This is a genomic window from Burkholderia sp. Tr-20355 (assembly GCF_017104685.1).
Lineage (GTDB): Bacteria > Pseudomonadota > Gammaproteobacteria > Burkholderiales > Burkholderiaceae > Burkholderia > Burkholderia seminalis.
In genome coordinates this window covers 1-14,436 of sequence record NZ_JAAGPK010000186.1, presented here as the reverse complement: position 1 = coordinate 14,436, position 14,436 = coordinate 1, and the positions used below count along the sequence as shown (strand labels likewise).

Annotated in this window: 11 protein-coding genes and 1 pseudogene; 10 read left to right on the top strand and 2 right to left on the bottom strand. The window is 68.8% G+C overall.

Annotated features, from left to right (window positions below):
• The 9 genes from G3N62_RS30075 to G3N62_RS30035 all read left to right on the top strand — a co-directional run.
• Positions 1 to 1,497, top strand: a 1,497-nt coding sequence (locus G3N62_RS30075) for a 3-hydroxyacyl-CoA dehydrogenase NAD-binding domain-containing protein (RefSeq protein WP_206141387.1), incomplete at its 5' end; no start/stop codon positions are given.
• Between the two features lie 29 nt (positions 1,498 to 1,526).
• Positions 1,527 to 2,723: an acyl-CoA dehydrogenase family protein gene (locus G3N62_RS30070; protein ID WP_124670226.1), complete on the top strand. Its 1,197-nt coding sequence runs from the start codon at positions 1,527 to 1,529 to the stop codon at positions 2,721 to 2,723.
• A 14-nt stretch (positions 2,724 to 2,737) separates the two neighbouring features.
• Entirely contained in the window at positions 2,738 to 3,874 is a 1,137-nt protein-coding gene (locus tag G3N62_RS30065; protein WP_124670225.1) for an acyl-CoA dehydrogenase family protein, read from the top strand.
• A 29-nt stretch (positions 3,875 to 3,903) separates the two neighbouring features.
• Positions 3,904 to 5,109 (top strand): CaiB/BaiF CoA-transferase family protein, encoded by a 1,206-nt coding sequence (locus G3N62_RS30060; RefSeq protein ID WP_124670224.1) that lies wholly within the window; start codon positions 3,904 to 3,906, stop codon positions 5,107 to 5,109.
• A 97-nt stretch (positions 5,110 to 5,206) separates the two neighbouring features.
• Positions 5,207 to 5,512, top strand: coding sequence for a DUF485 domain-containing protein (locus G3N62_RS30055; protein WP_014895931.1), 306 nt, complete (start codon positions 5,207 to 5,209; stop codon positions 5,510 to 5,512).
• An 11-nt stretch (positions 5,513 to 5,523) separates the two neighbouring features.
• Positions 5,524 to 7,209 carry a cation acetate symporter gene (locus G3N62_RS30050; protein WP_124670223.1) on the top strand — a complete coding sequence of 562 codons (1,686 nt, stop codon included), beginning with the start codon at positions 5,524 to 5,526 and terminating at the stop codon, positions 7,207 to 7,209.
• A gap of 359 nt (positions 7,210 to 7,568) precedes the next feature.
• Entirely contained in the window at positions 7,569 to 8,858 is a 1,290-nt protein-coding gene (locus G3N62_RS30045; RefSeq protein ID WP_034189211.1) for a dicarboxylate/amino acid:cation symporter, read from the top strand.
• 4 nt (positions 8,859 to 8,862) lie between these two features.
• Positions 8,863 to 10,872, top strand: a complete 2,010-nt coding sequence (locus G3N62_RS30040; protein WP_059558786.1) for an ATP-binding protein — start codon at positions 8,863 to 8,865, stop codon at positions 10,870 to 10,872.
• Positions 10,873 to 10,961: 89 nt separating this feature from the next.
• Positions 10,962 to 12,317 carry a sigma-54 dependent transcriptional regulator gene (locus G3N62_RS30035; protein ID WP_034189213.1) on the top strand — a complete coding sequence of 452 codons (1,356 nt, stop codon included), beginning with the start codon at positions 10,962 to 10,964 and terminating at the stop codon, positions 12,315 to 12,317.
• A gap of 97 nt (positions 12,318 to 12,414) precedes the next feature.
• On the opposite strand, the gene G3N62_RS30030 is transcribed toward G3N62_RS30035, so the two are convergent.
• Complete coding sequence (locus G3N62_RS30030) at positions 12,415 to 12,951, bottom strand: TlpA disulfide reductase family protein (RefSeq protein ID WP_059558783.1); 537 nt, start codon at positions 12,949 to 12,951, stop codon at positions 12,415 to 12,417.
• Between the two features lie 162 nt (positions 12,952 to 13,113).
• Between G3N62_RS30030 and G3N62_RS30025 the strand changes: the two genes are divergently transcribed.
• Positions 13,114 to 13,686: a hypothetical protein gene (locus G3N62_RS30025; protein WP_124670222.1), complete on the top strand. Its 573-nt coding sequence runs from the start codon at positions 13,114 to 13,116 to the stop codon at positions 13,684 to 13,686.
• A 332-nt stretch (positions 13,687 to 14,018) separates the two neighbouring features.
• Here the strand turns inward: G3N62_RS30025 and G3N62_RS30020 are convergent.
• A pseudogene (locus tag G3N62_RS30020) lies at positions 14,019 to 14,436 on the bottom strand (hypothetical protein); the annotation flags it as partial.

Sequence of the window (14,436 nt, the reverse complement as noted above, 5' to 3'; positions counted from 1 at the left end):
CGGGGCCTTGCCGACCGTGCGGCCGCGCAGGCCGCGATCGACGCGGCGCGTGCGGAGTTGCCGAAGAAATCGCGCGGGCTGTTCTCGCCGGCGAAGATCGTCGACGCGGTCGAGGCCGCGCTCACGCAGTCGTTCGACGCGGGGATGAAGTTCGAACGCGGCCTGTTCCTGCAATGCCTCGACAGTCCGCAGCGCGCGGGCCTCGTGCATGCGTTCTTCGCCGAGCGTGAAGCGGCGAAGGCGCCCGAGGCGCGGCGCGCGAGTGCGCGGCCGGTCGAGCGGATCGGCGTGGTCGGCGGCGGCACGATGGGCGCGGGCATCGCGGTCGCGGCGCTCGACGCGGGTTTGCCGGTAACGATGATCGAGCGCGACGAAGCATCGCTCGCGCGCGGCCGTGCGCACGTCGAGAAGGTGTACGACGGCCTCGTCGCGAAAGGGCGCATGACGCCGGCCGCGCACGCGGCGCGGCTCGCGCGCTTCAAGGGCAGCACGTCGTACGACGCGCTCGCGCAGGCCGACGTCGTGATCGAGGCCGTGTTCGAGGACATGGCGGTGAAGCAGGCCGTGTTCGCCGAACTCGCACGCGTGTGCAAGCCGGGCGCGGTGCTCGCGACCAACACGTCGTATCTCGACATCGACGCGCTGGCCGCGAGCATCGACAGGCCGGCCGACGTGATCGGCCTGCATTTCTTCTCGCCGGCCAACGTGATGAAGCTGCTCGAGATCGTCGTGCCGGCGCGCGTGAGCGCGGACGTCGTCGCGACCGCGTTCGCGCTGGCGAAGCAACTCAAGAAGACACCGGTGCGCGCGGGCGTGTGCGACGGCTTCATCAGCAACCGGATCCTCGCCGTCTATCGCACGGCGGCCGACTACCTGATGGAAGACGGTGCGTCGCCGTACCAGATCGATCGCGCGGTGCGCGACTTCGGCTTCCCGATGGGCCCGTTCCAGGTCGTCGACCTCGCGGGCGGCGACATCGGCTGGGCCACCCGCAAGCGCCGCGCGGCGACGCGCGACCCGCGCGCACGCTACGTCGAGATTTCCGACCGGCTGTGCGAGCGCGGCTGGTTCGGGCAGAAGACCGCGCGCGGCTACTACCTGTACCCGGACGGCGCGCGTGTCGGCACGCCGGACCCGGAAGTCGACGCGATCGTCGCGGCCGAGCGTGCGAGGAAGGGCATCACGCCGCGTACGTTCACCGACGACGAAATCCTGCGCCGCTACCTCGCCGCGATGATCAACGAAGGCGCGAACGTCGTGCACGAGAAGATCGCGCTGCGCCCGCTCGACGTCGACGCGGTGTTCCTGTACGGCTACGGCTTCCCGCGCTATCGCGGCGGCCCGATGCACTACGCGGACACGATCGGCCTCGCGAACGTGCTCGCCGATATCCGCGCGTTCGCGAAGGATGATCCGCTGTTCTGGAAGCCGTCGCCGCTGCTCGTCGATCTCGTCGCGCGCGGCGCGGATTTCGCGAGCCTGAACCGCGTCGACTGAACGCCCACCGCATTCGCAACGGAACGAAGATGGACCTCAATTTCACGCCCGAAGAGGAAGCCTTCCGCACGGAAGTGCAGCGCTTCCTGCAAGCCGAACTGCCCGAGCGCATCGCGCGCAAGGTGAAGGGCGGCCTGCATCTCACGCGCGACGACATGCGCGAATGGCACGCGACACTCAACGCGCGCGGCTGGCTCGCGAGCCACTGGCCGCGCGAATACGGCGGCCCCGGCTGGAGCGTCGCGCAGAAGTTCCTGTTCGACAACGAATGCGCGCTCGCTGGCGCGCCCCGTATCGTGCCGTTCGGCGTGAACATGCTCGGCCCCGTGCTGATCAAGTACGGCGACGAAGCGCAGAAACGTCACTGGCTGCCGCGCATTCTCGACGGCACCGACTGGTGGTGCCAGGGCTACTCGGAGCCGGGCGCCGGCTCCGATCTCGCGGCGGTGAAGACGAGCGCGGTACGCCATGGCGATCACTACGTCGTGAACGGCCAGAAGACCTGGACCACGCTCGGCCACTACGCGAACATGATCTTCTGCCTCGTGCGCACCGCGACCGACGTGCGCAAGCAGGAAGGCATCAGCTTCCTGCTGATCGACATGAACACGCCGGGCGTCGAGGTCCGCCCGATCATCACGCTCGATGGCGAGCACGAAGTGAACGAGGTGTTCTTCACCGACGTGCGCGTGCCGGTGGAGAACCTCGTCGGCGAGGAGAACCGCGGCTGGACCTACGCGAAATACCTGCTCACGTACGAGCGCACCAACATCGCGGGGATCGGCTTCTCGACGGCCGCGCTCGACCGGCTCCGCGCGGTTGCCGCGAAGGTCACGAAGAACGGGCGGCCGCTTGCCGACGATCCGTTCTTCGCGGCGCGCGTCGCGCGCGTCGAGATCGAACTCGAGAACATGCGCACGACCAACCTGCGCGTGCTGGCCGCGGTCGCGGGCGGCGGCGTGCCGGGCGCGGAAAGCTCGATGCTGAAGATTCGCGGCACGCAGATCCGCCAGGAAATCACCGCGCTGATGCGGCGTGCGATGGGGCCGTACGCGCTGCCGTTCGTCGACGAAGCGCTCGCTGCCGATTACGACGGCGAGCCGGTCGGCCCGGACGAAGCCGCGAGCGCCGCGCAGCAGTACTTCAACAACCGGAAGCTGTCGATCTTCGGCGGCTCGAACGAGATCCAGAAGAACATCATCGCGAAGATGATGCTCGGGCTGTAACGAGGGACGCGACGATGGATTTCCAGCACACAGAAGACCGCCGGATGCTGGCGGACACGTTGAACCGCTTCATCGCCGAACAGTACCCGTTCCCGGTGCGCGACCGCATCGCGCAGTCGGCCGAAGGCTTCGATCGCGCGATGTGGCAGCGCCTTGCCGAACTCGGCACGGTCGGCGCGCTGTTTCCCGAAGCCGACGGCGGTTTCGGCGGCGCGGGCTTCGACATCGCCGTGGTGTTCGAATGCCTGGGGCGCGGGCTCGTCGTCGAGCCGTTCCTCGGCGCGCTGCTCGCGGGCCGCGCGTTGTCGCTCGCCGGCGGCGATACGCATCGCGACAGGCTCGCCGCGCTGATCGACGGCAGCGCGAGCGCCGCGTTCGCGCACGACGAACCGGGCTCGCACTACGAGCTGACGACCGTGCGCACGCGCGCCGAACGCACCGGCGACGGCTGGGTGCTGACGGGCGCGAAGGGCGTCGTCGACCAGGCCGCGCAGGCGGCGTTCTTCGTCGTCAGCGCACGCGTGTCGGGGCAGGACGACGACGCGGCCGGCATCGGCCTGTTCGTCGTGCCGGCCGATGCGCCGGGCGTGTCGCTGCGCGACTACCGGAAGATCGACGGCGGCCGCGCGGCCGAGGTGCGCTTCGAACGCGTCGCGCTGGCGGCCGATGCGGCGCTCGGCGCGCACGACGGCGAAGCGGGCGCCGAGCTGCTCGAACGCGTACTCGGCTACGGGCTGCTCGCGCTGTCGGCGGAAGCGCTCGGCGCGATGGATGTCGCGAAGGAGCACACGCTCGACTACCTGCGCACGCGCAAGCAGTTCGGGCTGCCGATCGGCAGCTTCCAGGCGCTGCAGCACCGGATGGCCGACCTGCTGCTCGAGGTCGAGCAGGCGCGCTCGGCCGTGATCAACGCGGCCGCGCAGCTCGACGCGCCGCGCGCGGTGCGCGAACGCGCGCTGGCCGCGGCCAAGTACAGCATCGGCCGGATCGGCACGCTGGTCGCCGAGGAAAGCATCCAGCTGCACGGCGGGATCGGGATGACCTGGGAGCTGCCGCTGTCGCATTACGCGAAGCGGCTCGTGATGATCGATCACCAGCTCGGCGACGAGGATCACCATCTCGCGCGCTACATCGCGCTGTCGAAACAATAAGGACGAGCACGCGAATGGAGGAGACAAGAATGAAGAACGACCCGCGCGCGCTGCCGCTGGCCGGCGTGAAGGTGCTCGATTTCTCGCGCGTGCTGGCCGGCCCGTGGTGCGCGATGGTGCTCGCCGATTTCGGTGCGGAAGTGATCAAGGTCGAGCATCCGGTGCGCGGCGACGACACGCGCGACTGGGGGCTGCGGATCGGCGACACCGAAACCACGTATTTCAACAGCGTGAACCGCAGCAAGCGCTCGATCTGCCTCGACCTGCAGACGGAAGCGGGCCAGCGCATCGCGCGCGACCTGGCCGCGCAGGCCGACGTGGTGATCCACAACTTCAAGTTCGGCGGCGCGGAGAAGCTCGGCCTCGGCTACGACGCGCTGGCCGAACTGAATCCGCGCCTCGTGCATTGCGCGATCTCCGGCTACGACCGGTCGGGCGCCGAGGCCGCGCGGCCGGGCTACGACCTCGTCGTGCAGGGCGAGGCCGGGCTGATGGCGCTGAACGGCGAGGCCGGCCAGCCGCCGCTGAAGTTCGGCGTCGCGGCGGTCGACCTGTTCACCGGCATGTACTCGGCGCAGGCGATCCTCGCCGCGCTCTACGAACGCCATGCGACCGGGCGCGGGCGGCGCATCGAGATGGCGCTGTTCGACTGCGGGCTGATGATCACCGCGTACTACGGGCTCGACGCGCTGTTGATGGGCGAGGACCCGCCGCGCTACGGCAATGCGCATCCGTCGATCGTGCCGTACGGCGTGTTCGACGCGGCCGACGGCCCGCTCGTGATCACGGTCGGCAACAACACGCAGTTCGCACGCTTCTGCGATGCGATCGAGCGTCCCGATCTCGCGGCCGACGCGCGTTACGGGACCAACCTCGGCCGTTCGGAAAACCGCGCCGACCTGCTGCCGGAGATTCGCCGCGAACTCGCTCGACGCTCGCGCGCGACACTGCTCGCCGCGCTCGCCGATGCCGGTATTCCATGTGGCGAAGTGCTCGGGTTGCACGAGGCACTGACGTCCGAACGCGCGACCCGCGCCGGGCTCGTCACGCGGCAGCCGCATCCGGTCGCGGGCGGCGTCGACGTGCTGGCGCCGCCGTACCGCTTCGACGGCGCGCGGCTGCCGGTGCGCGGTGCGCCGCCGGTACTGGGTGCCGATACGGATGCGGTGCTCGGCGGCTGGCTCGGGATGTCGGCCGACGAGGTCGCGCGGCTGCGCGCGGATCGCGTCGTGTAACGCATCGATGTGCCGCCACGGCGCGGGCGGATCGATTGGCGCGCCGGCCATCCACAAGACACTTCTCGCACATCGACGAGAGGACATTGGAGACACCATGGAGCTTTCCGTCATCGAATCGGTCACGGCGCGCCGCGACTACCAGCAGCTCGTGCGCGCACGGCGCCGCTTCAGCTTCACGCTGACGGCGCTGATGATCGCGACCTACTACGGCTTCATCCTGCTCGTCGCGCTCGCGCCGCACGTGCTCGCGGCGCCGCTGTACCGCGGTGCGACGACGACGGTCGGCATCGCCGCGGGCGTCGCGATCATCCTGGTCGCGATCGGCCTGACCGCGTGCTACGTGCTGCGCGCGAACCGTGCGTTCGACCGCCGCGTCGACGCGATCCTGCAGCGTTCGTGACGGAGGCCGACATGCGACGCACTTCGAGCGCGCTCGGCGCGCTGGCCGTTCTCGTTTCCTCCACCGCGCAAGCGGTATCCGTCGCGGGCCCGATGCCCGACAAGGTCGAACTGAACCCGGTCGCGATCGGGATGTTCTTCGCGTTCGTGTTCGCGACGCTCGCGCTCACGCGCTGGGCCGCGCGGCGCACGCGCTCGACGCGTGACTTCTACACGGCCGGCGGCGGCATCACCGGGCTGCAGAACGGGCTCGCGATCGCCGGCGACTACATGTCGGCCGCGTCGTTCCTCGGGCTGTCCGGCATGGTGTTCATGTTCGGCTTCGACGGGCTGATCTACTCGATCGGCTTCCTGGTCGGCTGGCCGTTCGTGATGTTCCTGATCGCCGAGCCCTTGCGCAACCTCGGCAAGTTCACGTTCGTCGATGTCGTCGCGTACCGCTTCGCGCAGCGGCCGATCCGGCTGCTGACGTCCGCGAACGCGCTGACGATCGTCGTGCTGTACCTCGTCGTGCAGATGGTCGGCGCGGGCAAGCTGATCCAGCTGCTGTTCGGGCTGTCGTACGGCACGGCCGAGCTGATCGTCGGCGTGCTGATGGTCGTCTACGTGTTCTTCGGCGGCATGACCGCGACCACCTGGGTGCAGGTGATCAAGGCCGTGCTGCTGCTGTGCGGCGCGACGCTGCTGGCGTTGCTCGCGCTCGGCGAATTCGGCTTCAGCGTCGACGAGATGTTCCGCCGCGCGGTGGCCGTGCATCCGGGTGCGCTGTCGATCATGGGGCCGGGCAAGCTGATCCGCGACCCGGCCAACGCGCTGTCGCTCGGCATCGCGCTGATGTTCGGCACGGCCGGCTTCCCGCACATCCTGATGCGCTTCTTCACGGTGCCGAACGCGAAGGAGGCGCGCAAGTCGGTGCTCTACGCGACCGGCTTCATCGGCTACTTCTACCTGCTGACCTTCGTGATCGGCTTCTCGGCGATCGTGCTGCTCGCGCAGCATCCGGAGTTCTTCAGGCTCGGCGCGAACGGCACGTTCAACCTGACGCACGACCTGCTCGGCGGCTCGAACATGGTCGCGGTGAAGCTCGCGCAGGCGGTCGGCGGGAACTGGTTCTACGGATTCATCGCCGCCGTCACGTTCGCGACGATCCTCGCGGTGGTCGCGGGCCTGACGCTCGCCGGCGCGACGACGATCTCGCACGACCTGTATGCGCAGATGTGGGCGCGCGGCAAGCCCGACGAGCGGCTGGAGATGCGCATCTCGCGCGCGTCGACGATCGTGCTGTCGGCCGTCGCGATCGGGTTGTCGATCCTGTTCGAGCACGTGAACGTCGCGTTCATGGTCGGGCTCGTCGCGGCGGTGGCCGCGAGCGCGAATTTCCCGGTGCTCGCGATGTCGATCTTCTGGCGCGGGATGACGACGCGCGGCGCGGTGCTCGGCGGCGGCCTCGGCCTCGCGTCGGCGGTGGTGCTCACGGTGCTGTCGAAATCGGTGTGGGTCGACGTGCTGCATCACGCGCACGCGCCGGTGTTCCTCGACAACCCGGCGCTCGTATCGGTGCCGCTCGCGTTCGTCGGGATCGTCGTCGGCTCGCTCGCGGATCGCGGCGAGCGCGCCCGGCGCGAGCGCGACGCGTTCGCGCAGCAGGAGTTCTATGCGCAGACGGGCCTGCTGGCCGGCCGCGCCGTGCAGCACTGATTCATCTGAAGAATTAGGGAATCCGTCCGGATCGCCGGACGGATATTTTCCGGAAATCCGGAATCCCGGATTTCCTTGCCTGCCGCATTATGGGAAATACAATGAAAACAACGGTTTGAGGGGTTCCGGAAACCTGGCATCGACCTTGCGATATAAAACGCACGGCCATTCCCCCCGGCCGAACTACTACAGCAAGCAAGGAGACAACGATGACCGACGCCTTCCTCCCCCTCCGGATGTCCTGAGGCATCGCTTGTTGCGGCACGGCAGCCGCGCGGGCGAGTGGCCTTTCCCCTGAGACATTCGCCTGCGCGCGTGACGCCGTATCCACCGGCTCATCTACTTCAGCAGGAACCATCGTGAAGAAGAAACCCTTCTACAAAGTGCTCTATGTGCAAGTGATCTTCGCCATCATCGTCGGCGTGATCCTCGGCCACTATTACCCGGCGCTCGCCACCGACATGAAGCCGCTCGGCGACGGCTTCATCAAGCTGATCAAGATGGTGATCGGTCCGATCATCTTCTGTACGGTCGTCACCGGCATTGCCGGCATGGAGGACATGAAGAAGGTGGGCCGCGTCGGCGGCAAGGCGCTGCTGTACTTCGAGATCGTGTCGACCTTCGCGCTGCTGCTGGGCCTCGCGGCCACGCACCTGCTGCGTCCGGGCGTCGGCTTCAACATCGACCCGGCGACGCTCGACGGCAAGGCCGTCGCGTCGTACGCGGCGAAGGCGCACGGGCAGTCGACGGTTGACTTCCTGATGCACATCATCCCGAACACGATGGTCGATGCGTTCGCGCAGGGCGAAATCCTGCAGATCCTGCTGATCGCGCTGCTGTTCGGCAGCGTGCTCGCGCACCTCGGCGAGCGCGGCAAGGTCGTGACCGACTTCATCGACGGGCTCACGCGCGTGCTGTTCGGCATCGTGCACATCGTCACGAAGCTGGCCCCGATCGGCGCGTTCGGCGCGATGGCGTTCACGATCGGCAAATACGGCGTCGGCTCGCTGGTGCCGCTGCTCAAGCTGATCGGCACGTTCTACCTGACGTCGGTCGTGTTCGTGCTCGTCGTGCTCGGCGCGATCGCCCGCTTCACGGGCTTCTCGATCATCCGCTTCGTGTCCTACATCAAGGAAGAGCTGCTGATCGTGCTCGGCACCAGCTCGTCGGAAGCCGCGCTGCCGCAGCTGATGGAAAAGCTCGAGAAGGCGGGCTGCTCGCGTTCGGTCGTCGGCCTCGTCGTGCCGACCGGCTATTCGTTCAACCTCGACGGCACCAACATCTACATGACGATGGCCGTGCTGTTCATCGCGCAGGCGACCAACATCGAACTGACGTGGATGCAGCAGCTCACGCTGCTGGCCGTCGCGATGCTGACGTCGAAGGGCGCGAGCGGCGTGACGGGCGCGGGCTTCATCACGCTCGCCGCGACGCTGGCCGTCGTGCCGACGATCCCGCTGTCGGGCATGGTGCTGATCCTCGGCATCGACCGCTTCATGAGCGAATGCCGCGCGCTGACCAACATCGTCGGCAACGGCGTCGCGACGATCGTCGTGTCCGCGTGGGAGAAGGAGCTCGACCGCAACAAGCTGCGCCAGGCGCTGAAGGGCGGCGGCGAGGTCACGCCGACCGAGACGGCCGGCGTCTGACGTCATGAAGGAGCAGGCGGCGGCGCCCGCCGCCGGCGGCGCGGGGCGCGGCGCTCGACCCGTGGATGCGGAGGCCTATGACACAATAGGCGATCCGCATCGCCAGGAAGCCTCGACCGTGACGCGCCGCCTGCTCATCCTCGTCGTGCTTGCCGCCGCGCTCGTCGCGGCATGCGCGCTGACCTGGACGGTCACCTGGCAGCGCGGCGTCGCCGAGCTGCAGCGCAATGCCGCGGTGCGCGTCGATCGCACCACCAACGCGCTCAAGAGCACGCTCGACCGCTACGAGTCCCTGCCCTACCTGCTGGGCAGCCATCCATACGTGCAGGACCTGCTCGCCGAGCCGAAGCGCGGCGACTACACCGCGCGCGTCAACCGTTATCTCGAAGATCTCAACGAACACGCGCACGCGACCGTCACCTACGTGATCGGCGCGGACGGCCTGTGCGTCGCGGCCAGCAACTGGCGCGCGCCCGACAGCTTCGTCGGGATCGAATACCGTTTCCGCCCGTATTTCGTCGACGCGATGAACGGCCAGGTCGGCCGCTTCTTCGGCATCGGCACGATCTCGCGCGACCCCGGTTACTACATCTCGCAGCCCGTGTGGCGCGACGGCAGGATCGCGGGCGTCGTCGTCGTGAAGCTCAATCTCGAATGGTTCCAGGGCGCCGATGCGTCCGAGCCGCTCGTCGTCGCGGACGATCACGGCGTCGTGTTCCTGTCGTCGGTGCCCGCGTGGAAGTACCACACGCTGCGCCCGCTCACGGGCCCCGTGGCCGCGTCGATCTACGAGACGCGCCAGTACGCGCAGCAACCGGTCACGCCGCTGCCGCTGCGCATCGAGCAGACGCTCGGCGCCGATGCGGAGATCGTGCGCCTCGGCCCCGGCCGGCGCGCGCCGCGTTTCCTTGCCAGCAAGCGCCGGATCGGCGAGCCCGACTGGCTGCTCGTCACGCTCGCGCCGATCGCGCCCGTCGACACCGATGCGCGCAACGCGACGATCGTCACGGGCTTCGGCTTCGTGTCGGTGGCGCTGCTCGCGTTCTACTGGCGGATGCGCCGCGCGCGCGTGCGCGAAATGATCCGCGGCCGCGCGCTGCTGCAGCAGGCGTACGCGGAGCTGAACCGGCGCGTCGAGGAGCGTACGGCCGACCTGTCGGAAGCGAACGCGCAGTTGCAGAAGGAAGTCGGCGACCGGATCCGCGCGGAGCAGGAGCTGCGCGCCGCGCACGACGAACTGATCCAGGCGAGCAAGCTCGCCGCGCTCGGCCAGATGGCGGCCGGCATCACGCACGAACTGAACCAGCCGCTCGCGGCGCTGCGCAGCTTCTCGGACAACACGCGCGTGCTGCTCGATCGCGGCGAGCAGGCAGCCGCGCGCGAGAACCTCGAGGCGATCGCGGCGCTCACCGAGCGAATGGGCAAGATCACGAACCAGCTGAAGCTGTTCGTCGGCCGGGCGAAGCCGCGCAACGAGCAGGCGCTCGTCGTGCGCGCCCTGCGCAGCGTGCTGTCGCTGCTGGGCGAGCGCCTGAGCGGCGTCGCGCTCACGCTGACGCTGCAGGACGCGACCGTGTCGCCCGCGCACGATGAACCGCTCGACCTGGCGCGCGACTATCCGGCGCTCGTCGCGCGCTGCGAGGATTTGCGCCTCGAACAGGTGCTGATCAACCTGCTCGGCAATGCGCTCGACGCGGTGGCCGGCGTCGCGGCGCCGGCGATCGAGGTGACGATCGCGGTGTCGGCCGCGACGCTCGCGGTCGAAGTGCGCGACAACGGCTCCGGCATCGCGCCCGACCTGCTGCCGCGCCTGTTCGAACCGTTCTTCACGACGAAGGAAATGGGGCGCGGGCTCGGTCTCGGCCTCGCGATCTCGTCGTCGATCGCGAGCGACGCGGGCGGTGCGCTGACCGCGCGCAACGCGCCGTCGGGCGGCGCGCTGTTCGTCTTGACGCTGCGGCGCGCACGCACGCATCATCCGGACTCCGTGTCCGAGCCGGCGGGTTCGCACTAGACCCGTCGCAGGCCCGGTCGGCGCACGACCGGCATCAACGCAGCCGCGCGCGACACAGCCGCGCGGCCTGTCAGGAGCAAGTGAGTACGATGGCCAACCGGCTGCAAGTGATCTATATCGAAGACGATGCGCTCGTTCGCCGGGCGAGCGTGCAGAGCCTCCAGCTGGCGGGCTTCGACGTCGCCGGCTTCGAGTCGGCCGAAGCGGCCGAGAAGGCGATCGTCGCGGACACCGCCGGCGCGATCGTCAGCGACATCCGGCTGCCCGGCGCGAGCGGGCTCGACGTGCTCGCGCAGTGCCGCGAGCGCGTGCCCGACGTGCCGGTGATCCTCGTCACCGGGCACGGCGACATCTCGATGGCCGTGCAGGCGATGCGCGACGGCGCGTACGACTTCATCGAAAAACCGTTCGCGGCCGAGCGCCTGATCGAGACGGTGCGCCGCGCGCTCGAGCGCCGCGAGCTCGTGCTCGAGAATCACGCGCTGCGGCGCGAGCTGGCCGGGAAGGACGTCGTCGCGCCGCGCATCATCGGCCGCAGCCCCGCGATCGAGCAGGTGCGCAAGCTGATCGCGAACGTCGCGCCGACCGACGCGTCGGTGCTGATCAACGGCGACACCGGCGCCGGCAAGGAGCTGATCGCGCGCAGCCTGCACGAGTTGTCGCCGCGCCGCGACAAGCCCTTCATCGCGGTGAATTGCGGCGCGCTGCCCGAGCCGATGTTCGAATCGGAGATGTTCGGCTACGAGCCCGGCGCCTTCACGGGCGCCGCGAAGCGCCGCGTCGGCAAGCTCGAATATGCGTCCGGCGGCACGCTGTTCCTCGACGAAATCGAAAGCATGCCGCTCGCGCTGCAGGTGAAGCTGCTGCGCGTGCTGCAGGACGGCGTGCTGGAGCGGCTCGGCTCGAACCAGCCGATCCGCGTGAATTGCCGCGTCGTCGCGGCCGCGAAGGGCGACATGAGCGAGCTCGTCGCGGCCGGCACGTTCCGGCGCGACCTGCTGTACCGGCTCAACGTCGTGACGATCGCGCTGCCGCCGCTCGCCGAGCGCCGCGAGGACATCGTGCCGCTGTTCGAGCACTTCATGCTCGACGCGGCCGTGCGCTACGGGCGGCCCGCGCCGGTGCTGACCGACCGCCAGCGCGCGAGCCTGATGCAGCGCGACTGGCCCGGCAACGTGCGCGAGCTGCGCAACGCGGCCGACCGGTTCGTGCTCGGCGTGGCCGACATGCCGCAGGAAACGGGCGCGGGCGGCGACGGCGCGGACAACGACCAGACGCTGAAGGAGCGCATCGAGCAGTTCGAGCGCGCGGTAATCGCCGAGGCGCTGAACCAGACGGGCGGCGCGGTCGCCGCGACGGCCGACCGGCTGCACGTCGGCAAGGCGACGCTGTACGAGAAGATGAAGCGCTACGGGCTGTCGGCGAAAGGCGAAACCGAGCGCTGAAAAGCAAACGGACCGCGGAACCGGGTTGCCCGGCCGTACGGTCCGTGTAGGCGGGAAGGGCGCTGCGCGCGGCCCGTCGAGCCGGATCTTGCGGCGCTCAGGCCGCGTTGCCGTCGAGCGCCTTCTTGAGCAGCGCGTCGAGCTCCGCGAACTGCGGCGCGCCGACGTAGCGCTTGAGGATCTTGCCGTCCTTGTCGACGACGAAGGTCGTCGGCGTGAGCTGCACGTTGCCGAACTGCTTCGCGACGCTGCCGTCGTCGAGCGCGACCTTGAACGGCAGCTGGCGCGTCTGCGCGTAGTTCGCGACGTACATCGGCGGATCGTAGTTCATCGCGACCGCGACGAATTCCAGACCCCGACCCTTGAAACGGTTGTAGGTATCGACCATCTGCGGCATTTCCTGCATGCAGGTCGCGCAGCTCGTCGCCCAGAAGTTCACCAGATAGACCTTGCCCTTCAGGTCGCCGGCGGTCGAGACCTTCTGGCCCGACAGCAGCGTGAACGTCGCGTCCGGCACGCTGGACTTGCCGTTGAACGCGAAGAAACCGGCGACGGCGATGGCCGCGACGACGGCGGCCGCGACGAGGTAGCGGACGGGGCCGGCACTGCGGCGGGCGGGAGGCGTGGTGTTCATCAGGTGCTCTCGGAGTCGGTCGATGACGCGGGTCGATGCAAAGGACGTCGAAATTCGGCGCCCATTTTAGCGCGAATGCGGCGCGCGCACCGGCGGCCACCACGCATTCCGGTTGTCAGGTTCGGCGGATAATGCCGGTTTTGCCTGTCCCCGATCCACGCCATGCCGAAGGAAGTCATCGATTCGTTGCGCCCCCTTTTTCGCCCGCTGCGACACTTCGCCGCGCTCGCATGCATCAGCGCCGCGCTGGCCGCGTGCTCGCCGTCGTTCGACTGGCGCACGCTGCACAACGATGCCGGCTATACGGTCGACCTGCCGGCGAAGCCGACCGTCGAGGAGCAGCCGGTGGCGATCGGCGGCACGTCGATGCCGATGCGGATGCAGGCCGCGCACGTCGACGGCGCGGTGTTCGCGGTCGGCACGCTGACGTTGCCGGACGACCGTGACGACACGCGTCGCACGGCGCTCGACTTCCTGCGCGCCGGGCTGTCGCGCAACCTCGAAGGCGCGCCGCGGACGGCATCGGTGCCGGTGCCGCTCGCGGCCGGCGGCGCGGTGGACGGGATCGAGCTGCGTATCGCGGGGGCCGCCGCCGGCGGGGATCGCGCGCGCAAGACGATCGTCGCACGACTCGCCGCGCGCGGCCGGCACGCGTACCAGGCCGTCGTGATCGCCGACGGGCCGCTCGCGCAGGAGCAGCTCGACCAGTTTTTCGGCTCGTTCAAACTCGATTGATCGCGGCCCGCGAGCGCCCCGGACACGCTGTGACAACTGAAAGTTCATTCGCAGCTTTCGACGCTAGTGACCGGATTTTGCGAGGTTTTTTCGACTATCCACAGCGCATGTGGATAACTTTGTTGAAAAGTCACCCGGATTTCCCGCCGAGCCTCACCGGACGGCCTTCCGGCTCATTTGGCCGTGCACGTGCCGTTTGGGAAAGATCAATGAAAACAAAGGGATACGGATTCCGTCACGCAACGGCCCCGGCGAGCCGCGATCCGGGGCCGGATTCGCTAAATTGTGCATAAGTCAAGTCTTGACAGCCGGATTTTGTCCTAAGAGGGCGCTTAGAGCGCCGTGAGCGCGCGCCGGTAGCGGATCGCCTCGGCGATCTGCGCGGCCGTCGGCAGCGGGTCGCCGGCCAGGTCGGCGATCGTCCGCGCCACTTTCAGCACGCGGAAATACGCGCGCGCCGACCAGCCGAAGCGCTCGCCGGCCTCGCGCAACAGCCGCTCGCCTTCGTCGGTCGGCCGGCACAGGTCGTCGGTCTCGCGGCCGCTCAGCATGTGATTCGTCTTGCCCTGCCGGTCGAGCTGCAGCGCCCGCGCCTGCGCGACGCGCGCGGCCACCGCCGCGCTCGGCTCGCCGTGGACGAACTCAACAAGGCCGGCATCAAGGTCGCCGGCAAGGCCGTCACGTTCAAACTGGTTTCCGAAGACGACCAGGCTGACCCGAAGGCCGGCGTGCAGGTCGCGCAGAACCTCG

Coding starts and splice junctions, on each gene's coding strand:
- G3N62_RS30070 (WP_124670226.1), top strand. CDS start 1,527: ATGGACCTCAATTTCACGCCCGAAGAGGAAGCCTTCCGCACGGAAGTG.
- G3N62_RS30065 (WP_124670225.1), top strand. CDS start 2,738: ATGGATTTCCAGCACACAGAAGACCGCCGGATGCTGGCGGACACGTTG.
- G3N62_RS30060 (WP_124670224.1), top strand. CDS start 3,904: ATGAAGAACGACCCGCGCGCGCTGCCGCTGGCCGGCGTGAAGGTGCTC.
- G3N62_RS30055 (WP_014895931.1), top strand. CDS start 5,207: ATGGAGCTTTCCGTCATCGAATCGGTCACGGCGCGCCGCGACTACCAG.
- G3N62_RS30050 (WP_124670223.1), top strand. CDS start 5,524: ATGCGACGCACTTCGAGCGCGCTCGGCGCGCTGGCCGTTCTCGTTTCC.
- G3N62_RS30040 (WP_059558786.1), top strand. CDS start 8,863: ATGAAGGAGCAGGCGGCGGCGCCCGCCGCCGGCGGCGCGGGGCGCGGC.
- G3N62_RS30035 (WP_034189213.1), top strand. CDS start 10,962: ATGGCCAACCGGCTGCAAGTGATCTATATCGAAGACGATGCGCTCGTT.
- G3N62_RS30030 (WP_059558783.1), bottom strand. CDS start 12,951: ATGAACACCACGCCTCCCGCCCGCCGCAGTGCCGGCCCCGTCCGCTAC.
- G3N62_RS30025 (WP_124670222.1), top strand. CDS start 13,114: ATGCCGAAGGAAGTCATCGATTCGTTGCGCCCCCTTTTTCGCCCGCTG.